Source organism: Serratia sp. L9 (genome assembly GCF_050632285.1).
Classification (GTDB): Bacteria; Pseudomonadota; Gammaproteobacteria; order Enterobacterales; family Enterobacteriaceae; genus Chania.
Window position 1 is genome coordinate 4,739,877 of the sequence record NZ_CP192591.1, and the last position, 21,378, is coordinate 4,761,254.

At 51.9% G+C, this 21,378-nt stretch carries 13 protein-coding genes and 2 pseudogenes; 5 read left to right on the forward strand and 10 right to left on the reverse strand.

Annotated elements, in window-relative coordinates:
• Window positions 1-163: 163 nt before the first annotated feature.
• On the forward strand, window positions 164-1,576 hold the full coding sequence (gene hglS / locus ACQ86O_RS22565) for a 2-oxoadipate dioxygenase/decarboxylase HglS (protein ID WP_431222941.1): 1,413 nt from the start codon (window positions 164-166) through the stop codon (window positions 1,574-1,576).
• Between the two features lies 1 nt (window position 1,577).
• On the opposite strand, the gene lpxK is transcribed toward hglS, so the two are convergent.
• From lpxK to ansB, 10 genes and pseudogenes are all read right to left on the reverse strand, one after another.
• A complete protein-coding gene (gene lpxK / locus ACQ86O_RS22570; protein WP_431222942.1) occupies window positions 1,578-2,555 on the reverse strand; it encodes a tetraacyldisaccharide 4'-kinase in 978 nt (325 codons plus the stop codon).
• Complete coding sequence (msbA, locus tag ACQ86O_RS22575) at window positions 2,555-4,303, reverse strand: lipid A ABC transporter ATP-binding protein/permease MsbA (protein ID WP_431222943.1); 1,749 nt, start codon at window positions 4,301-4,303, stop codon at window positions 2,555-2,557. The genes lpxK and msbA overlap by 1 nt, the downstream gene beginning before the upstream one ends.
• An 85-nt stretch (window positions 4,304-4,388) precedes the next feature.
• Window positions 4,389-6,567: pseudogene (locus ACQ86O_RS22580) on the reverse strand (DNA internalization-related competence protein ComEC/Rec2).
• 303 nt (window positions 6,568-6,870) lie between these two features.
• Window positions 6,871-7,155 (reverse strand): integration host factor subunit beta, encoded by a 285-nt coding sequence (gene ihfB, locus ACQ86O_RS22585; protein ID WP_004928264.1) that lies wholly within the window; start codon window positions 7,153-7,155, stop codon window positions 6,871-6,873.
• A 63-nt stretch (window positions 7,156-7,218) separates the two neighbouring features.
• Complete coding sequence (rpsA, locus tag ACQ86O_RS22590) at window positions 7,219-8,898, reverse strand: 30S ribosomal protein S1 (protein ID WP_431222944.1); 1,680 nt, start codon at window positions 8,896-8,898, stop codon at window positions 7,219-7,221.
• A 191-nt stretch (window positions 8,899-9,089) separates the two neighbouring features.
• Window positions 9,090-9,779: a (d)CMP kinase gene (gene cmk / locus ACQ86O_RS22595; protein WP_431222945.1), complete on the reverse strand. Its 690-nt coding sequence runs from the start codon at window positions 9,777-9,779 to the stop codon at window positions 9,090-9,092.
• A 229-nt stretch (window positions 9,780-10,008) separates the two neighbouring features.
• Window positions 10,009-11,295 carry a 3-phosphoshikimate 1-carboxyvinyltransferase gene (gene aroA / locus ACQ86O_RS22600; protein WP_431222946.1) on the reverse strand — a complete coding sequence of 429 codons (1,287 nt, stop codon included), beginning with the start codon at window positions 11,293-11,295 and terminating at the stop codon, window positions 10,009-10,011.
• A 161-nt stretch (window positions 11,296-11,456) separates the two neighbouring features.
• A complete protein-coding gene (gene serC / locus ACQ86O_RS22605; RefSeq protein ID WP_431222947.1) occupies window positions 11,457-12,542 on the reverse strand; it encodes a 3-phosphoserine/phosphohydroxythreonine transaminase in 1,086 nt (361 codons plus the stop codon).
• Window positions 12,543-12,791: 249 nt separating this feature from the next.
• Window positions 12,792-13,482, reverse strand: a pseudogene (locus tag ACQ86O_RS22610) (DUF421 domain-containing protein).
• Window positions 13,483-13,571: 89 nt separating this feature from the next.
• On the reverse strand, window positions 13,572-14,618 hold the full coding sequence (gene ansB / locus ACQ86O_RS22615; protein WP_431222948.1) for an L-asparaginase 2: 1,047 nt from the start codon (window positions 14,616-14,618) through the stop codon (window positions 13,572-13,574).
• 220 nt (window positions 14,619-14,838) lie between these two features.
• Between ansB and ycaO the strand changes: the two genes are divergently transcribed.
• The 4 genes from ycaO to pflA all read left to right on the forward strand — a co-directional run bounded on the left by ycaO (window position 14,839) and on the right by pflA (window position 21,368).
• Entirely contained in the window at window positions 14,839-16,602 is a 1,764-nt protein-coding gene (gene ycaO / locus ACQ86O_RS22620; RefSeq protein ID WP_431222949.1) for a 30S ribosomal protein S12 methylthiotransferase accessory factor YcaO, read from the forward strand.
• Between the two features lie 448 nt (window positions 16,603-17,050).
• On the forward strand, window positions 17,051-17,911 hold the full coding sequence (gene focA, locus ACQ86O_RS22625) for a formate transporter FocA (RefSeq protein ID WP_431222950.1): 861 nt from the start codon (window positions 17,051-17,053) through the stop codon (window positions 17,909-17,911).
• A 59-nt stretch (window positions 17,912-17,970) separates the two neighbouring features.
• On the forward strand, window positions 17,971-20,253 hold the full coding sequence (gene pflB / locus ACQ86O_RS22630) for a formate C-acetyltransferase (protein ID WP_431222951.1): 2,283 nt from the start codon (window positions 17,971-17,973) through the stop codon (window positions 20,251-20,253).
• 374 nt (window positions 20,254-20,627) lie between these two features.
• Window positions 20,628-21,368 carry a pyruvate formate lyase 1-activating protein gene (gene pflA, locus ACQ86O_RS22635; protein WP_431222952.1) on the forward strand — a complete coding sequence of 247 codons (741 nt, stop codon included), beginning with the start codon at window positions 20,628-20,630 and terminating at the stop codon, window positions 21,366-21,368.
• The last annotated feature ends 10 nt before the right edge of the window (window positions 21,369-21,378 follow it).

Consider the following 21,378-nt stretch of genomic DNA (forward strand, 5'->3'; position numbering starts at 1 on the left):
TGAGAGCTAACGCATAAAACACTAATATCGTTAGCCAATAGATAACAAATCAAGAACGAGCTGGCTAAACTTAAGTCAAAAACCCGGTAAGCCAGCTTATTGCCAGCACTATTACCGCCCTAATTCGCATTTTTCAGATTTTTTGTGTAAAGGAGTCAGACGCATGACCGACCAGCACTTCGCCTCACCGAATGAAATTCGTGCCAAGTTCTCTCAGGCAATGTCGGCCATGTATCAGAAAGAGGTGCCGTTATACGGTGAATTGCTCGAACTGGTGGCAGAAACCAACCGACAAGTGCTGCGAGAAGACGACGCCCTGGCCCATCGGCTACAAATAACCGGCGAGATTGACCGCCTGGCGATGGAGCGCCATGGGGCTATCCGTGTAGGCACTGCGCGAGAACTGCAAACCTTACGTCGGCTGTTTGCCGTTATGGGAATGTCGCCTGTCGGCTATTACGATCTGGCCGTTGCCGGAGTGCCAGTTCATTCAACCGCGTTCCGCGCGGTGCATGAATCTGACCTACAGGCCAGCCCATTTCGGATATTTACCTCATTACTTAGGCTCGAACTTATTGAAGATGAGGCGTTGCGTGAACTGGCCCAACGCTTGCTGGAACGACGCCATATCTTTACCGAACGCGCCTTGGAGCTGATTTCATTACATGAAATTCAAGGTGGATTGGACGGTGATCAGGCACGAGAATTTGTCGTGCAGGCTCTTGAAACCTTCCGTTGGCATAGCTCGGCTACGGTCAGTACCCACGAATACCAGTTATTACACGATCAGCATCGTTTAATCGCCGATGTTGTCGCGTTCAAAGGCCCGCATATTAACCACCTGACGCCACGAACTTTAAATATCGATCGGGTCCAGTCAGCTATGCCGGGATGCGGCATCACCCCCAAAGCGGTGATCGAGGGCCCGCCGCCACGTCGTTGCCCTATCCTGCTGCGTCAGACCAGCTTCAAGGCGTTAGAAGAGGATGTGGCATTTATTGAGCCAGATGGCCACCAGGTTGCTGGGCATCATACCGCGCGTTTTGGCGAAATTGAGCAACGGGGCGTGGCACTAACGCCCAAAGGACGGGCACTTTACGACCGTCTGCTGCAAGACACCAACGATGCATTACAAGCTCCAGCCACGGAAAGCAATGCGGCACAATATCGCCAATTGTTGATAGAGAATTTCCAGGCATTTCCTGATGATTACCAGACATTGCGCGAACAACAGTTAGCCTGGTTCCGCTATTTCCCTACCGAATGCGGATTGGCAGCCAAAGAGGCGCTGGATAAACAAAGTACGCTTGAGCAACTTATTGCTCTGGATTACGTCCGGTTTCAGCCATTGGTATATGAAGACTTCCTGCCGGTCAGCGCGGCTGGTATTTTCCAATCAAATCTCGGGGACAACCCGCAGTCACAGTTCGCTACAGCTTCGAGCCGCACGGCATTTGAACAGGCATTGGGAGCAAAGGTTATTGATGAATTGGAACTTTACCAGCAGACACAGCAACGTTCCTTGCAGGCTTGCGCGCAAACCTTAGGGTTGAGCACCCTGGAGCTGGAAGCCTGATTTATTTGAGCAGTTTCTCAATCCCTTGCAAGAGTTGCTCGGCCTGATCTGTGGGAAGTACCGCATCTACCGGGAGATACCACCAGTTAGGCTGAGCAAAAGCACGGCATTTCACCGCATCTTTTTCAGTCATCAGCAGCGTTTGGCCCTGTTTGGTCAATGCGGCCAGTTGCGGATGGCTGTACTCCTGATGATCGGCAAAAGCGACCTCCAGTTCGGCTTCCACGCCCAGCTTTTCCAGCGTGGCGAAAAACCGTGGCGGGTGGCCAATACCGGCCATGGCAATAACATGCGGCAGTTCTGCGGCCGGGCGGCGTTCACCGTTTGCCATATTTACCGCATCCCGAGCCTGGAGTTTCATGGCGATTTCGCCGGGCTGGGCGACACCACCATTTGCCACGCAGGCGTCTACGGTTTTCAATCGCGCAGCTCGCTCACGCATCGGGCCTGCCGGCAACCACCAACCATTACCAAAACGCCGGACCCCGTCGATCACCACCAGCTCAAAGTCACGCTGTAAAGCATAATGCTGGAGGCCATCATCAGTGATAACCACATCAAGCTCCCCCTGTTGTAGCAGAGCTTGCACCGCCTCGGCCCGCTTTGGCGAGATCGCCACCGGCGCTCCGGTGCGTTGGTAGATCAACACCGGCTCATCACCGGCTTGCTGAGTAGTGGTTTGCGCATTCAGCACTAACGGATATACCGCAGATTTACCACCATATCCTCTGGAAACCACACCCACGCGGTAACCCCGTTGGTGCAGTTGCTCAACCAGCCAAATCACCATTGGCGTTTTACCGTTACCGCCAGCGGTGAGGTTCCCCACAATGACAACGGGAACGGGGGCTCGCCAACTTTTACGCAAGCCATAACGGTAGCTTAGGCGGATCAGACCGCTCACCAGGCCATACAGCCAGGAGAGCGGCAAAAGCAGCAGATAAACCAGCGAACCGCCAGACCAGATACGCTCGATCATTACTGACCAAACTGCATACGGTGGAGCTGAGCATACACGCCTTTGTGGTCAATCAAAGTGGCATGCTGACCCCGCTCAACGATACGGCCATCTTCAACCACCAGGATTTCATCGGCTTTCTCTATGGTGGATAAACGGTGTGCAATAACCAGCGATGTACGGTTTTTCTGCAGCTCGTCCAACGCGGCCTGGATGGCACGCTCGGATTCAGTATCCAGCGCCGAAGTGGCCTCATCCAGTATCAGGATTGGGCAGTCACGCAGCAACGCACGGGCGATAGCAATACGCTGGCGTTGCCCACCAGAGAGCATCACCCCATTTTCGCCAATCACCGTATCGAGGCCATTTTCCATTTTATCAATAAAGTCGGTGGCATAGGCCATACGCGCCGCTTTCTCGATCTCTTCACGGCTGTAGCGCTGTTCACGGGCATAGGCAATATTGTTGGCGATGGTGTCATTGAACAAGTGAACGTTCTGCGAAACCAGAGCAACCTGATCGCGCAATGACGCCAGGGTATATTCCCGCAAGTCGTGGCCATCCATCAGAATGGTGCCTTCCTGCACGTCGTAAAAACGCGTCAACAAGTTGGCAATTGTCGATTTACCAGAACCGGAACGACCAACCAGCGCTACCGTTTTGCCTGCTGCAATACTCAGGTTGATATCACGCAGTGCCGGAATTTCACGCCCAGGATAGTAGAACGTCACGTTACGGAACTCGATATCCCCTTTGGCGCGTTCCATCTGACGTGTACCGGTATCCTTCTCCTGTTCCATATCCAGGATCGAGAACAACGTCCGGCAGGCTGCCATACCGCGCTGGAATTGCGCATTGACGTTAGTCAGTGATTTCAGAGGGCGCATCAGAGCGATCATTGATGAGAATACGACGGTAATGGTACCCGCAGTCAATGTCTCCATCACACTGGGGAAACTGGCAGCAAACAACACAAATGCCAGCGCCAGCGAGGCAATCAGCTGAATAATAGGATCGGAAATGGAAGAGGCGGAAACCAGTTTCATCCCCTGCTGACGCATGCGGTTGCTGACGGTATTGAATCGCTCGGTTTCCACCTCTTGGCCACCGAAAATCAGCACTTCTTTATGCCCTTTTAACATCTGCTCGGCACTGGTGGTCACCTGCCCCATCGTGTTCTGCATGTTTTTGCTGATATTGCGAAAACGCTTGGAGACCAGACGAATGGCGAAGGACACGATAGGTGCCAACACAATCAGGATCACTGAAAGCTGCCAGCTATAATAGAACATCATAATGAACAGGCCGATAATCGAAGCCCCTTCACGCACAACTGAGACCAGTGCGCTGGAAGAAGAGGAGGCAACCTGCTCAGAATCATAGGTAATACGTGAAAGCAACGTCCCGGTTGATTGCTGGTCAAAAAAGGCTACCGGCATTCTCATCATATGGCCGAACAGACGACGGCGCATCTGCATGACCACCATGCCAGACACCCAGGAAATACAATAGCTGGAAATAAAGCTGGTGACACCACGCATCAGCATCAAACCAATCACTACCAGTGGCATCCAGACCAGAACACGGCTGTCGGTTTTACCAAAACCATCATCCAGCAGAGGTTTCAACAGGGATAGCATTAACGTATCCCCGGCTGCGTTTAAAACTAATGCAATGGCGGCAACAACCAGGCCGGTTTTAAAAGGAGTGATCATCGGCCATAGGCGACGGAAAGTCTGCCTGGTGGAGAGATCTTTATCATTCATCATTCAGATACCAGCATCGGAAGAAATAGCGGCCCATTCTACTCATTATCACCCTCTACGCCAAACCGCTGATGGTACCAGCGTGGATTTAATTGTTCACGAAAGCCTTTAATTTGCCAGTCATTGTCGAAAAAAACACACTTAACTGCCCAGAGCGAGCCGTATCATGCCAGGTGATGCGATTTTGCCGGTATCGTTTGACGATTTTTTCCGCAGGTAAACGCCAGACGTTATAACGGGAAGCCGAGGTAATAGCCAGTTCCGGTGCAACAGCACGCAAGAAAGGCGGTGTTGATGAAGTCTTGCTGCCGTGGTGCGGTACCTGAATGATGGTAGAAGGCAACACGGCCCGCTGGCGTAACAGTGCCTGCTCTGCACGACGTTCGATATCACCGGTCAGCAGGATGCTGAACCTGCCATCATCGACGCGCACCACACAGGAGTCATCGTTACCGGCATAATCCACCAGAGCCGGTGGCCACAATACCTGAAAATTTAGCCCACGCCACACCCAGCGCTGCCCTTGTATACAAGGCTGATTATTATCGTTTATCACCGGCGTACGCACGCTGGCCTGTGGGAACGCGGTTGTTAATACCTCCAACCCACCGATATGGTCCAGATGGCTATGGCTGATCAGAATATGCTCCAGCGAAATCTGCCGCCAATGCAAGAATGGCAAAATGAAACGTTCTGCCGCACTGGAAGTTTGCCATCGATTCCCGCTGTCATAGATGATGGCCTTTCCTTCACGTTCGATCACTACGGCCAGACCATGCCCGACGTCCAACATATCGACTCGCCAGCGGTAATCCGGCTGTCGCTCCCGCCATAACAGGCAACCCAACACTACCGCAATACAACCTGCTGGGTAGGAACGCCACCAGCGAAAACGCCAGCACACCACAGCTAACCAGCCAAGTGCGCTAAATTGCAGCAACCTTACCCCAACCTGTAACCACCCTTGTTCCAACCAGGGCAGCGGCCATAACGCCCACTCGACCGTGAGATCGGCCAGTTGCCAACTCCAGCGGCTCAACAGCGGAATAAAAAACAGCGTCATCGCCAGCAATATCAATGGCACCGACAGCAGAGAAATTATTGGGACAGCCCAAAGATTGGCAGGCAACGATGTCCAACTGACGCCATGAAACAGGCCAAATTGCAACGGCATCAGCAGCAACGTCATCCCAAACTGGATATGTAACCATCCCAAGGGGGCCCAGCCCCAAAAAGAGGTAAATCGTGCAGGCAATGGCGCCCATTCAAACCAAAAAATCAAAGCCGCAACGGCCAAGGCAGAGAGCCAGAAACTGTCCGAAAGCAAGTTCATAGGATCACACAGCAACAGGAGGCTGATACACCACAGCCACACTTGCCAGGACGAACAGGAAATGCCCCGCAGACGCAGCCAGAACCACAAAGACAACGCAATAAACGCGCGCATTGCGGGGGTTGCCCCCTGCTAGCCAGACATAGCATAATGCCATCAACCAACTGATAATTAACGGTAGCCGGTAACCGATATAGCGTGCAGGGAAGAGATACTGCACGCCACGTGTCAGCCCCCAGGCAAATGCAGCGGCAAGCGAAATATGCAGCCCAGAGATAGCCATCAGATGTGCCACGCCGGTTTTCATCAGTTGCCCGCGCCTGCTGCTATCCATTAGCCCTCGCTCACCAAATGCCAAGGCCAGCAACAACGGGCGCTGCGGCAACCGTATTAACTGTTTATCCATATAAGTGATGATTTGCTGGCGCCAATGGCAGGATGCGTCCAGTACGCTGGCGGTTCGAATATATCCACGCAGGGGTTGCCGATTGGCAATAGCCCAACGCTGCCCATCAAATCCACCTTCATTCAGGCTGCTGTGTACCGGGCGGAATCGGACTTTCATGACCCATCGTTGCCCGGCGCACAGGTTCTCATTGGGCTTGTTTGCGGTAAACGAGAGGGCGGGAACCAACCAGCGGCCATTAACCTGCTCAATACGGAACTGGACCTGCGCCATTTCCGCCCCCTCCAGCTTGAGACTCTGGACGGTGGCAATAACATTCTTATTCCCATCTGCCAGCAGTGATGTGACTTGATGCATCAATATGCTGGCACTCACGGCAGCAAAAATAAAACCCAGCAACATACTGCATATTGGCAGGCACCAGCGGCGTTGCCTGCGCCACCATAGCGTCAGAGCCGCAATAGCCATCCCTGCCAACAGCGGCGGTGACGGCAGTTGTGGTAAAAACAGTATTGGCAGCATCCCCATGACTAAAGTGGCGGCTGCGATGTCGACTGAGATCCTGATTTCCGCTCTCCTTGCCAGTTATCTTATCTAGCCAGGATGGTAAGCCTCGGATAAATAATCGCCAGCAACGGGCGCAGACGCAGGGAAAGGATGCGCAAACTATCGATTACCTTTTTTACATTGCAATGGATACTGCGGGCTGGAGCGCAAACTTTGACGGGTATATGAAGATAGGAGGGAGAGGTAAAATCTGGACAAAAAAACGGTGCCTTTCAGCACCGTTTTATATTCTTTACAAGCAACAACTCTATTGGCAGTCAGCGACTAGCCATAGATATTGGCGCGATCACGCAACTCTTTACCTGGCTTAAAGTGAGGAACGTACTTGCCGTCCAACTCAACTTTATCACCCGTTTTAGGGTTACGGCCGACGCGCGGAGCACGGTAGTGAAGAGAAAAACTGCCGAATCCGCGGATCTCAATGCGTTCACCCTCGGCTAGCGTAGCAGCCATGTGCTCGAGCATCTCTTTCACGGCATCCTCAACGGCCTTCGCCGGTATATGAGATTGCTGGCCAGCAAGTCTTTCAATAAGTTCAGACTTGGTCATAGTTCCTCCAAGCTTTGCAGCTAAACTACCGTATCGGGGCAGTCAATAAACTGCCCCCCGTCATTACTCGCCTTTAGCCGCTTTGAAGGCTTCAGCCATTGCGTTAGAGAAGTTGCTTTCTTCCTGCTTGCTGCCGCTGTTAACGGTAGCAATTGCATCTTTCTCGTCAGCTTCGTCCTTCGCACGTACGGACAGGCTTACAACGCGGTTCTTACGGTCAACGCCAGTGAATTTAGCTTCTACTTCGTCACCAACATTCAGAACCAGAGTTGCATCTTCAATGCGGTCGCGAGAGGCTTCAGATGCACGCAGGTAACCTTCTACGCCGCCTGCTAATTCAACTGTAGCACCTTTGGCGTCAACTGCAGTGACTTTACCAGTAACAATAGTACCTTTCTTGTTCATAGACAGGTAGTTATTGAACGGATCTTCAGCCAGTTGCTTCACGCCCAGGGAGATACGCTCGCGCTCTGCGTCAACTTGCAGAACAACCGCTGCGATTTCGTCGCCTTTCTTGTATTCACGAACTGCTTCTTCGCCTGCAACGTTCCAGGAGATATCAGACAGGTGAACCAGGCCATCGATGCCGCCGTCCAGGCCGATGAAGATACCGAAGTCAGTGATAGACTTGATTTTACCTTCAACGCGGTCGCCCTTGTTGTGGGTTTCTGCAAACAGCTGCCATGGGTTAGATTTGCACTGCTTCAGGCCCAGGGAGATACGACGACGCTCTTCGTCAATGTCCAGAACCATGACTTCCACTACATCGCCCACGTTAACAACTTTGGACGGATGGATGTTTTTGTTGGTCCAATCCATTTCAGAAACGTGTACCAGACCTTCAACGCCTTCTTCGATTTCTACGAAGCAGCCGTAATCAGTCAGGTTGGTTACACGACCAGTCAGCTTGGTGCCTTCTGGGTAACGTTTAGCGATAGCAACCCATGGATCTTCGCCCAGTTGCTTCAGGCCCAGAGATACACGAGTACGCTCGCGGTCGAACTTCAGCACTTTAACAGTGATTTCATCGCCAACGTTGACGATTTCACTTGGATGCTTAACGCGTTTCCAAGCCATGTCGGTGATGTGCAGCAGGCCGTCAACGCCACCCAGATCAACGAATGCACCGTAGTCAGTGAGGTTCTTGACGATACCTTTAACTTCCATGCCTTCCTGCAGGTTTTCCAGCAGTTGATCGCGCTCTGCGCTGTTCTCGGATTCGATTACTGCACGACGAGAAACAACAACGTTGTTGCGCTTCTGATCCAGCTTGATGACTTTGAACTCAAGCTCTTTGCCTTCCAGGTGCAGAGTGTCGCGAACTGGACGCACGTCAACCAGGGAACCTGGCAGGAACGCACGAATACCGTTCAGCTCTACAGTGAAGCCACCCTTAACTTTGCCGTTGATAACACCGACGACAGTTTCAGCTTCTTCGTAAGCTTTTTCCAGCGTGATCCAAGCTTCGTGACGCTTAGCTTTCTCACGGGACAGCAGAGTTTCACCGAAGCCATCTTCAACAGCGTCCAGCGCAACATCAACTTCGTCACCAACCTGGATTTCCAGCTCGCCCTGCGCGTTTTTGAATTGCTCAGCCGGGATGGCAGATTCAGATTTCAGACCGGCATCAACCAGTACGACATCTTTATCGATAGCAACGACAACGCCACGAACGATGGAACCCGGACGGGTTTCGATTGTTTTCAGGGATTCTTCAAAGAGTTGAGCGAAAGATTCAGTCATGTTTAATCTTCAGGGTTCTATAGTTTAACGTCCATTTAGCATCCCGCCGAATGGGGTTGTTTCACATACCCCGCCATTGGCTCCATGCCGACAGGGTTTAGGTTACAGGGGTAAAATTTTACCCGATATATTCAGATACTGCTATGCAATACGATGACAAATATAACAAAAAGCTAATAGCGCCGCCGCGCTTATTGCTGCGGCAACGCCAAGACTTCATGTGCATATGCCAACGCCCGCTGGATCACTTCTTCAATCGACATGCTGGTAGAATCCAGCACGAGCGCATCAGAAGCAGGCACCAGTGGCGCAATAGCCCGATTACGGTCACGGTCATCCCGTTCCTTTATCTCGGCTAAAAGACGTTCAAAGTTAACATTAAAGCCCTTTTCCTGCAACTGTAGCATGCGGCGATGCGCACGCTCTTCAGAGCTGGCATCAAGGAAAATTTTCACTGGTGCGTCCGGGAACACCACCGTTCCCATATCACGGCCATCGGCGATCAGGCCTGGGGCCTCGCGGAACGCACGCTGGCGGCGCAGCAATGCCTCCCGCACCCTCGGGAACGCAGCCGCTTGCGAGGCCGTGTTACCAACGGTTTCGGTGCGGATCTCATTGCTGACATCCTCACCTTCCAAAATAACCTGCAGCTTGCCGTCCTGAGCAACAAAGCGGACGTCGAGATGGGCGGCCAAGGGGACCAATGCCTCTTCAGAGGTGATATCCACCTGATGATGCAGCGCAGCCAGAGCCAGCACACGATAAATCGCGCCTGAATCGAGCAAACGCCAACCAAGGGACTCGGCCAGCGCTTTACACAGCGTGCCTTTACCTGCACCACTTGGTCCATCAACGGTTATCACCGGGGCTGTAGCCGTCATTTCTCTCTCCTTCAGGTAGAAAACCTCACAGGAACGCGCCTGCCATCTGCCCCGATCGGAGCAGATTCGGTGGCACATTATACGCGCCTGCAGGGTTTACTGTTACCCCAGAACAGTCTGGTTGTTGAAAATAAGCGCATTAATGTGCAAAAAGTATAGATGCTTTAGGGAGGATTAAAGAGGAAAGGCCCCTGTTGGGGGCCTCAGAATTAAACAAATGCTGGTGGGATTATGCTAATTGGCTGATGCGGGCTAACTGATCGAAATAGTCCGGGAATGTTTTTGCGGTGCATTTGGGATCAAGAATAGTCACTGGCGTATCGGACAGGGCCACCAACGAGAAACACATCGCCATGCGGTGATCGTTGTAAGTCCCGATTGCTGCAAACTGCAGCTTGGCCGGTGGCACAACGTGAATATAGTCCTCGCCCTCATCCACCTTCGCCCCTACTTTGCGCAGTTCTGTCGCCATCGCTGCCAAACGGTCAGTTTCTTTCACGCGCCAGTTATAGATATTGCGGATGGTGGTTGGCCCGGTAGCAAACAACGCGGTAGTGGCGATGGTCATTGCCGCATCGGGAATATGGTTCATATCCATATCGATACCTTTAAGCTCGCCACGGCGGCACTCGATAAAATCGTCGCCCCAGGTAATGTGAGCGCCCATTTTTTCCAGCACATCGGCAAATTTGGTATCACCCTGTACGCTTTTTCTACCGATACCGGTTACGCGCACGGTTCCCCCTTTGATGGCTGCCGCTGCCAGAAAATAGGACGCGGAAGAAGCATCCCCTTCAACCAGATAGTCACCCGGTGAGAGATAGGTCTGCTGGCCACGAATATGGAATACACGGTAGTTATCGTGCGTCACTTCAACGCCGAAAGTGCTCATCAGGTGCAGTGTGATATCGATATAAGGCTTGGAAACCAGCTCACCTTTAATATGGATAGCAGTGTCTTGTATCGCTAATGGTGCCATCATCAGCAAAGCGGTCAGGAACTGGCTGGATACGCTGCCGTCAACGCTGATATCCCCACCATGGAAGCCACCGCGCAGGCGCACCGGCGGATAATCCGTCTGTTCGAGATACTCAACCTGTGCCCCGCCCTGGCGCAATGCATCCACCAGGTGGCCAATCGGGCGTTCTTTCATGCGGGGTTCACCAGTCAGCACCACATCACCCTCGCCCAGGCAAAGTGCCGCCGCCAAGGGCCGCATCGCCGTGCCGGCGTTGCCAAGAAACAGTTCCAGCGGCTGCTTCGCCACCAGCGGGCCTGCCACGCCGTCAACGCTGCAGGTGGTACGATCGTTGGAAAGTTGGTAGTTCACACCCAGCGCCTGGAGAGCATTCAGCATATGGCGCACATCGTCGCTGTCCAGCAGGTTGGTCAGTCGGGTCGTTCCCTGTGCCAGTGCAGCCAGCAACAGAGCCCGATTGGATACGCTCTTGGAGCCGGGTAAATTGACGGTGCCATCGACCAAGGCAACCGGTTGTAACGTCAGGGAATCTACCATGTGAAAAAACTCTCCAGAATCTGATAAACGAAACGGCCCCGGGATACTGCCGGAGCCGCTGTAATGCAAAAGAATAATACCTGCACCCGTCATCTTTCACGCTGCAACGTGAAATTCATAGGGTAAAAAAGCGTCCAGCCCACTCAATGCAGGCCAGGGGTTCAACCGTGGCGACGTTCGAAGTCAACCATAAAATCTGTCAATGTTTTAACGCCAGCCAGTGGCATTGCATTGTAGATAGAAGCACGCATACCGCCCACCACACGGTGACCCTTCAAGGCTTGCAGCCCAATGGCCTCCGCTTCGCTGAGGAACACTTTGTCCAGCTCGGGCTCGGCCAGTTGGAACGGCACGTTCATCCAGGAGCGGTTCGAAGCCGCCACCTGGCTGCGGTAGAAATCGGATTGATCGATGGTGGCATACAGCAGCTCGGCTTTTGCCTGATTGCGCTTTTGCATTTCCACCAGGCCGCCCTGCTCTTTCAGCCATTTAAACACCAGGCCGGAAAGGTACCAGGCAAAGGTCGGCGGTGTGTTGAACATGGAACCATTTTCTGCCAGCACAGTGTAATCAAGAATAGAAGGCACTTCGCGGCGTGCTTTACCCAGCAGATCCTCACGTACAATCACCAGCGTCAGGCCAGCCGGCCCAATATTTTTCTGTGCGCCCGCATAGATAACGCCGAAACGGCTCACATCGAGCGGACGAGAAAGGATAGTCGAGGAGTAATCGCCGATCACCACTTTATCGCCAAAATCCGGCGTTTCATCGATAGCCACGCCATCAATGGTTTCGTTAGGGCAATAGTGCACGTAAGCGGCGTTATCGCTCAATTGCCACTCTTTCATCGGTTTGATGGCGTTCAAACCGTTGACGGTGGTTTTAACGTCAATCGCCTTAGGTTGGCAGTATTTCTCCGCTTCGGTGATTGCGCTATGTGCCCAGTAACCACCGTCGATATAATCAGCAGTGGTATTATCGCCCAACAGGTTCAGTGGCAACGCGGCGAATTGCGCGCGGGCACCGCCGTGACAGAACAACACTTTATAGTTGGCGGGGATTTTCAGCAGGTCGCGCAGGTCCTGTTCGGACTGTTCGGCAACGGCGATAAATTCTTTACTACGATGGCTGATTTCCATTACTGAAGTACCAAGACCATGCCAGTTGCACAGTTCTTGTTCTGCACGACGCAATACTTCAACCGGCAGCATCGCCGGGCCAGAGCTAAAATTATAAACCTGAGTCATTTCCCCTCACCACATTCACTGTTTGCCGCAGATACCGGCCTGCTGAAATACGCCCGAAGTTAACGCTGATGTTAACCAACTTTATCGGTTTTATCACTCACGTAACGCGGCTGCAATGCTTATTCTCTCAGGAGAGGGAAACAGTGCCAGCCGCAGATAACAGGCTCTACGGCTTCAAGGTTTTTTTCTGTTATAAAACGCTATGTCAATGGATAATTCAGTGGGTTGACACGGTTTTTTGTACTGTATTCAGCTAACCCGGCTATGAGTCAAAGCCGCTATCCATTTGTGGTTACCACAGCGGGGGCAAACATGTGTTGGGGTCTGATCCAGGGTTGAGATCAGGCTGCACATACTACAGGCATAATCACCCCCCTATCAATCTGCTCTACACTACTGACGCATTGCGCGGGCAGCACGGGTAAACCAGGCCGAACCTGTTCATCCGGATAGAAGTACACCGAAATAGTGCCGTTCACCTCAAGAATGGCCAATCTCACCTGACCAAGATGCTCCACTCCGGTCTGCCGCAATTCCATAAAGAACTCATCGTGGGTAATGTTCTCCCGCCGCAGGGTATCCCAGTCAAAAACCCCCTCGCTGACCAGAATCAACGGCTCACCTTCCATCCAGGTCTGGATTTTTTGAAAACGATCCATCAACCAGGTGGAGAAGCGATACATTATCATGATGGAAATAAACACCATCAGCACCGGTAACAGAGGGACGTCATGATAAAACGTGACATCGCCTGCCGCTGAGCCCAAGGTCAAGATGATTAACACTTCGAACAACGACATTTGGCGCACCCCGCGCCGCCCGGTCATTTTTAAAAAATAAACACCAGCAAAAAAGTGAACAGGCAACGAACTGCAACCTCCGCCAAAAACTGAGGTGTTGTTTCATCAAATGCCATTCTTTTGATATCAAATGCCTGCATGAAATCGTTCCTTCACAAAAAATGATCTCATACAGCATAGTCTGGGCAGGGAAATATAGGGGGCATGACGCCCCCGGCTGGGTACAAGATCAATACTGATTAAACATCACCTGGATCTGCTTGGGATCTTTGGTTTGTGTTAATGCCAGTTGTAGCAGCACTCGCGCTTTCTGCGGGTTCAGCGTACCGGAGGCGACAAAACCGTATTTAGCATCATCGATTTCGGCATCTTCAGTAGTTGACCCGGTAGGAACACGCGAAGAACGCACGACTGCAACACCGCTATGAGCCGCCGTGGCCAGCGTATCAAACACGGTTTTGTATATGTTGCCATTACCGACACCGGCGCTGACAATTCCTTGATAACCTTCAGCGATCAACGCTTTGGCTGGGGCATCTGAAGCATTGGCATAGTTATAGATAATGCCGACCTTCGGCAAGGTAGTCAGTTGGCTAACGTCAAAAGGCGTGGAGGAGGTGTGTTTACGCTGTGGAGAACGTTGATAGTCTACTTTGCCGTTGTGGATATACCCCAGTGGACCAAAGTTGGGTGACTGGAACGTCTGCACTTCGGTGGTACTGGTTTTGGTCACATCGCGGCCATCAAGCACCACATCATTCATAGCGACCAGCACGCCGCGTCTGGCCGATTGAGGATCGGCGGCGGTGACCACCGCGTTGTACAGGTTAAAGGGACCATCAGCACTCATGGCGGTCGCCGGGCGCATCGCTGCCACGATCACCACAGGTTTGTTGCATTTGACCGTGAGATCCAGGAAATAAGCGGTTTCTTCCAGCGTGTCGGTGCCGTGAGTGATCACAAAACCGTCGGTTTTGTCACAATCCGCGTTAATTTTCTTCGCCAGCTTGAGCCAGACTTCATCATTCATATCCTGGGAACCGATGTTCACCACCTGTTCCCCTTGAATATTGGCCACATTTTTCAGTTCTGGTACTGCATTCACCAATGCCGAAACCCCCAATTTGCCTGCGGTATAGTTGGATTTTGTGGCAGACTCGCCCCCACCGGCAATGGTGCCACCCGTGGCCAGCAGGGTGATGGTAGGTAATGCCAGTACTGAACCGCTGATCCCTGACAACAATAAGGCCAATACGCTAAGCTTCACTGATTTCATTACGTTTCTCCGTTATTGATAACCCGCTGAATTATCGCATTTATCCCTATTAATACTGTGACATCTGCACCGCTTTAGGAATACGTGGAGCTTGAACATAAAACCCCGTATCATTGCGCGTTTTATACCCGTCGTCTTTCAAGCTGCGGCTGGTCACCCAGCAGTATCTTGAAGTCCATAGGGTATAGTGCGACCAACAAATGAAGACTAAGTGAAGACAATGACGCAAACTTTTATTCCTGGCAAAGATGCTGCGCTGGAAGACTCCATCGCCCGTTTTCAGCAGAAACTGACCGATCTGGGTTTCAATATCGAAGAAGCCTCCTGGTTGAATCCGGTGCCGCACGTCTGGTCAGTGCATATCCGCGATCGCGATTGTCCGCTGTGCTTCACCAACGGTAAAGGTGCCAGCAAAAAGGCCGCTCTGGCTTCGGCACTGGGCGAGTATTTCGAGCGCCTGTCCACCAACTATTTCTTCGCAGATTTCTATTTAGGCCAGCAGATTGCGCAAGGCGACTTCGTCCATTATCCGAACGAGAAATGGTTCCCAATCCCGGCCGACAACTCGCTGCCGCAGGGGATCCTGGATGAGCGCCTGCATGCGTTTTACGATCCGGAGCAGGAACTGCAGGCCAGCGAACTGATCGATTTACAATCTGGCAATAGCGAACGCGGTATCTGCGCCCTGCCATTCTCACGCCAGTCGGACCAGCAGACTGTTTATATCCCGATGAACATCATTGGCAACCTGTACGTTTCCAACGGCATGTCTGCCGGGAACACCGCCAACGAGGCGCGGGTTCAGGGCCTTTCCGAAGTGTTCGAGCGTTATGTGAAAAACCGCATTATCGCCGAATCCATCAGCCTGCCGGAAATCCCAAGCGAAGTACTGAACCGCTATCCCGGCGTGGTTGAAGCCATCGCCAAACTGGAAGCCGAAGGCTTCCCGATCCTGTCTTATGACGCCTCGCTGGGCGGCAATTACCCGGTGATCTGTGTGGTGCTGTTCAACCCGGCCAATGGCACCTGTTTTGCCTCGTTTGGTGCTCACCCTGATTTTGGTGTCGCACTGGAGCGTACCGTTACCGAGCTGCTGCAAGGCCGTGGCTTAAAAGATCTGGACGTATTCACCGCGCCGACCTTCGACGACGAGGAAGTCGCAGAGCACGCTAACCTGGAAACCCATTTTATCGATTCCAGTGGCCTGATCTCCTGGGACATGTTCAAGCAGGATGCCGATTACCCGTTTGCCGACTGGAGTTTCAGCGGCAGCACGCAGGAAGAGTTCGCCACCCTGATGGGCATTTTCGATCAAGAAGGTGCCGAGGTGTATATCGCCGATTATGAACATCTGGACGTCTATGCCTGTCGCATCATCGTGCCGGGGATGTCCGACATTTATCCGGCAGAAGATCTGCTGCTGGCAAACAACAGCATGGGGGCGCACCTGCGTGAAACCCTGCTGCAATTGCCAGGTAGCGAATGGCAGCCCGAGGAGTATCTGGCCTTGATCCAGCAGTTGGATGATGAAGGCCTGGATGATTTCACCCGCGTGCGCGAATTGCTGGGTATCGCTTCCGGTAAGGATAATGCCTGGTACACCCTGCGTGTGGGCGAACTGAAATCGATGCTGGCACTGGCCGGTGGCGATTTGGAGCAGGCATTGATCTGGGCTGAGTGGACTCAGGAGTTTAACGCTTCGGTCTTCACTGCGGAACGCAGCAACTATTATCGCTGCCTGCAAACCTTGCTGCTGCTGGCCCTGGAGCCAGAGCGCGATCCTGCTCAGTATCACACCGCCTTCGTGAAAATGTACGGGCAGGATGCAGTTGATGCCGCTTCCGCGGCAATGAGCGGTGAAGAACGTTTCAACGGTCTGTTTGCCGTCGACAGTGAACTAGAGGCTTTGCCTGCTCATCAGGCGCTGCTGGCCGCTTACGAAAAACTGCAAAAAGCAAAACGCCGCTATTGGGCACAGGTTTAAGCCTTATATTGACACGCCGGCAATTACTGCCGGCGTTACTCCCAAAGAAGAAGCCAACCCCTTGCCTTGATCAAAAACCCGGCTAAATTCCCAGAAGTTTTTTCATTAAATAAGCACTTATTCACAAGCTGGGCAATTAAACCACCAGTTGTTATGGACCGGTAAAATATTAATTAACCATCAATTAATATTTATTCAGTAAAATGCCACAATAAATACAAAAATTTAACCCTGATCTGGGTAAATACAGCGGCTTATTCAAAATTTTTTGCAAACATTAAAAAATATTTTTTTCATATAAATCAATTAATTAAGCTCAAAACCCCTATCGATTTTACGGTTTTCAACCGTTTTACTTCTGCGCGATATGATCCAAGTCAATTTTTACCCTATACTGCTTTGCTAGTATCTCAATGCATTGTTTTAACCCTTTAGAGCGAGAGTTAGTTTGAGAGCTGACAACCCCTTCGATATGCTGTTACCTGCCGCGATGGCGAAAGTTGCCGAAGATGCGGGAGTGTATAAAGCCACCAAGCATCCGCTGAAAACTTTTTATTTAGCGATCACTGCCGGTGTGTTTATTTCAATCGCCTTTGTTTTCTATATTACCGCTACCACCGGCACCGCTGCCGTTCCTTTTGGCCTTGCCAAACTGGTAGGAGGTATTTGCTTCTCTATGGGTTTAATGCTGGTTGTCGTTTGTGGTGCAGATCTGTTTACTTCAACCGTTCTCACCGTGATTGCCAAGGCCAGCGGCCGTATTACCTGGGGCCAACTGGCTACCAACTGGTTAAACGTCTATATTGGTAATCTGATCGGTGCTCTGTTCTTTGTCGCTCTGATCTGGTTCGCTGGTCAGCATATGGCGGCCAACGGCCTGTGGGGACTGAACGTTTTACAAACCGCTGACCACAAGCTGCATCACACCTTTATCGAAGCCGTCTGTCTCGGCATCCTGGCTAACCTGATGGTCTGTCTGGCCGTTTGGATGAGTTACTCCGGCCGCACCCTGATGGACAAAATGTTTGCCATGATCCTGCCGGTAGCCATGTTTGTTGCCAGCGGTTTTGAGCACAGTATCGCCAACATGTTTATGATCCCTATGGGTATAGTGGTTAAGAACTTTGCCACGCCAGAATTTTGGCAAGCCATAGGGGCAACGCCTGAGCAATTTGCTCATCTGACGGTAAGCAACTTTATCATCGACAACCTGATCCCCGTCACCATTGGTAACATCATCGGCGGTGGTCTGCTGGTTGGGTTGACTTACTGGGTAATATATCTGCGTGGTGGCGAACAGAAGCATTAATCTGTTGGCTGGCACGGCGCCGGGTTTACAAGAAATCCACATTAGAAGGTAGGTGTACAATGTCCGAACTTAACGAGAAGTTAGCGACCGCTTGGCAAGGTTTCAGCGAAGGTGACTGGCAGAAAGAAGTCAACGTTCGTGACTTCATCCAGAAAAACTACACTCCTTACGAGGGTGATGAAGCCTTCCTGGCTGGCGCAAGTCAAGCCACTACCAGCCTGTGGGACAAGGTTATGGAAGGGATCAAACTGGAAAACCGCACCCATGCGCCAGTTGATTTCGACACTAACGTTGTTTCTACCGTCACTTCCCACGATGCGGGCTACATCAATAAAGATCTGGAAACCATCGTTGGTTTGCAGACTGACGCCCCACTCAAGCGCGCGCTGATCCCATTCGGCGGCATCAAGATGGTTGAAGGTTCATGCAAGGTTTATGGCCGTGAACTGGATCCACAGGTGAAAAAAGTATTCACCGAATACCGCAAGACCCACAACCAGGGCGTATTCGATGTTTACACCAAAGATATCCTGAACTGCCGTAAATCCGGCGTACTGACCGGTCTGCCAGATGCGTATGGCCGTGGTCGTATCATCGGTGACTACCGCCGCGTTGCGCTGTACGGTATCGACTTCCTGATGGCCGACAAGCTGAACCAGTTCAAGTCTCTGCAGACCCGGCTGGAAAACGGCGAAGATCTGGAAATGACCATCCAGCTGCGCGAAGAAATTGCTGAACAGCACCGTGCCTTGGCGCAGATTAAAGAAATGGCAGCCAAATATGGCTACGACATTTCCGGCCCGGCCAAAACCGCTCAAGAAGCGGTACAGTGGACCTACTTCGGCTACCTGGCCGCAGTTAAATCCCAGAATGGCGCAGCCATGTCCTTCGGCCGTGTATCTACCTTCCTTGACGTGTTCATCGAGCGCGATATCAAAGCGGGTAAACTGACTGAAGAACAGGCTCAGGAACTGATTGACCACCTGGTCATGAAACTGCGTATGGTTCGCTTCCTGCGTACTCCTGAGTATGATGAGCTGTTCTCTGGTGACCCAATCTGGGCAACCGAATCCCTGGCAGGGATGGGGGTTGATGGTCGTACGCTGGTTACCAAAAACAGCTTCCGCTTCCTGAATACCCTGTACACCATGGGGCCATCTCCAGAGCCAAACATGACCATTCTGTGGTCTGAAAAACTGCCGTTGAACTTCAAAAAATACGCAGCGAAAGTGTCTATCGACACCTCCTCCGTACAGTATGAAAACGACGATCTGATGCGCCCAGACTTCAACAACGATGACTATGCCATCGCTTGCTGCGTCAGCCCGATGATTGTTGGCAAACAAATGCAGTTCTTCGGTGCGCGTGCCAACCTGGCGAAAACCATGTTGTATGCAATCAACGGCGGCGTTGATGAAAAACTGAAAATGCAGGTTGGCCCTAAAGAAGCGCCAATGATGGACGAAGTGCTGGACTATGACAAAGTCATGGATCGCATGGACCACTTTATGGATTGGCTGGCCAAGCAATACGTGACCTCGCTGAATATCATCCACTACATGCACGACAAGTACAGCTATGAAGCTGCGCTGATGGCGCTGCATGATCGTGATGTTTATCGCACTATGGCTTGTGGTATCGCTGGTCTGTCTGTAGCTGCCGATTCCCTGTCTGCTATCAAATACGCCAAAGTATCGACCATCCGTGACGAAGACGGCCTGGCTATCGACTTCAAAATCGAAGGTGAATATCCGCAGTTCGGTAACAACGATGCACGCGTAGATGACATCGCTTGTGACCTGGTAGAACGTTTCATGAAGAAAATTCAGAAACTGCGCACCTACCGTAATGCGGTACCAACCCAGTCCGTGCTGACCATCACCTCTAACGTGGTTTATGGTAAGAAAACCGGTAACACCCCAGATGGCCGTCGTGCAGGCGCTCCATTTGGCCCAGGTGCCAACCCGATGCACGGCCGTGATCAGAAAGGTGCTGTAGCGTCCCTGACTTCTGTAGCCAAACTGCCGTTTGCCTATGCGAAAGACGGTATCTCCTACACCTTCTCCATCGTACCTAACGCATTGGGTAAAGATGACGACGTGCGTAAAGCCAACCTGGCGGGTCTGATGGATGGTTACTTCCACCACGAAGCGTCAATCGAAGGCGGCCAGCACCTGAACGTTAACGTGATGAACCGTGAAATGCTGCTGGATGCGATGGAAAACCCTGAGAAATACCCTCAGTTGACCATTCGTGTATCTGGTTATGCCGTTCGCTTCAACTCGTTGACCAAAGAACAGCAACAAGACGTGATTACTCGTACCTTCACTCAGTCGATCTAATCCACGACTTCACCGGGGCGGGTAACCCCGCCTCAAAGAAGAAAATACCAGGGCCGGATATTCCGGCCTTTTTAATAAATATTTCCTGACTCTAAATTTGGGTCTGTTTTGCCAGGTGTCTCTGACAGCGTGGTTATCTGCACTCTCTCACCCCAGTCACTGACTTGAATAAGCTCCAGGGATGAGATAGCTGGGTACCTGGCTGCAACTTGAAATCCATAGGGTATATAATGAAAAGGATACCCGGCAAAACAGTTATCCGGCCAACAGGGATCTTTTCACTCGGTATCGGGCCTGCCCTGTTACCGCATCGCTGATACCTGCCAGCCTATTTTAGACTGCGTTTGACAGTCAATTTTGGAGAAATCCCCGCAATGTCCTTAAAAGGTCGCATCCACTCTTTCGAATCATGTGGCACCGTTGATGGCCCTGGTATCCGCTTTATTGTTTTCTTCCAGGGTTGCCTGATGCGCTGCCTGTATTGCCACAACCGTGACACATGGGATACCCACGGTGGCAAAGAAGTCACGGTTGAAGAACTGATGACCGATACCGTTGCCTATCGCCACTTTATGAATGCTTCCGGCGGCGGTGTGACGGCATCGGGTGGCGAAGCCATCTTGCAGGCCGAATTCGTCCGTGACTGGTTCCGCGCCTGCCATAAAGAAGGGATCAGCACCTGCCTGGACACCAACGGCTTTGTGCGCCGTTATGATCCGGTGATTGATGAATTGCTGGACACCACCGATCTGGTGATGCTCGATCTGAAACAGATGAACGATGATATTCACCAGAATCTGGTGGGGGTCTCCAACCACCGCACGTTGGAATTTGCACGCTACCTGGCTAAGCGCAATCAGCGTACCTGGGTCCGTTACGTGGTGGTGCCGGGTTGGTCAGATGATGATCAATCAGCTCATCTGCTTGGTGAATTCACCAAAGACATGACCAATATCGAGAAGATCGAACTGCTGCCTTATCATGAGTTGGGCAAGCATAAATGGGTGGCAATGGGGGAAGAGTACAAACTGGATGGCGTTCATCCGCCGAAAGCCGACACTATGGATCGCGTCAAAGGGATCCTGGAAAGCTACGGCCACAAAGTGATTTACTGATCGCCCGCCG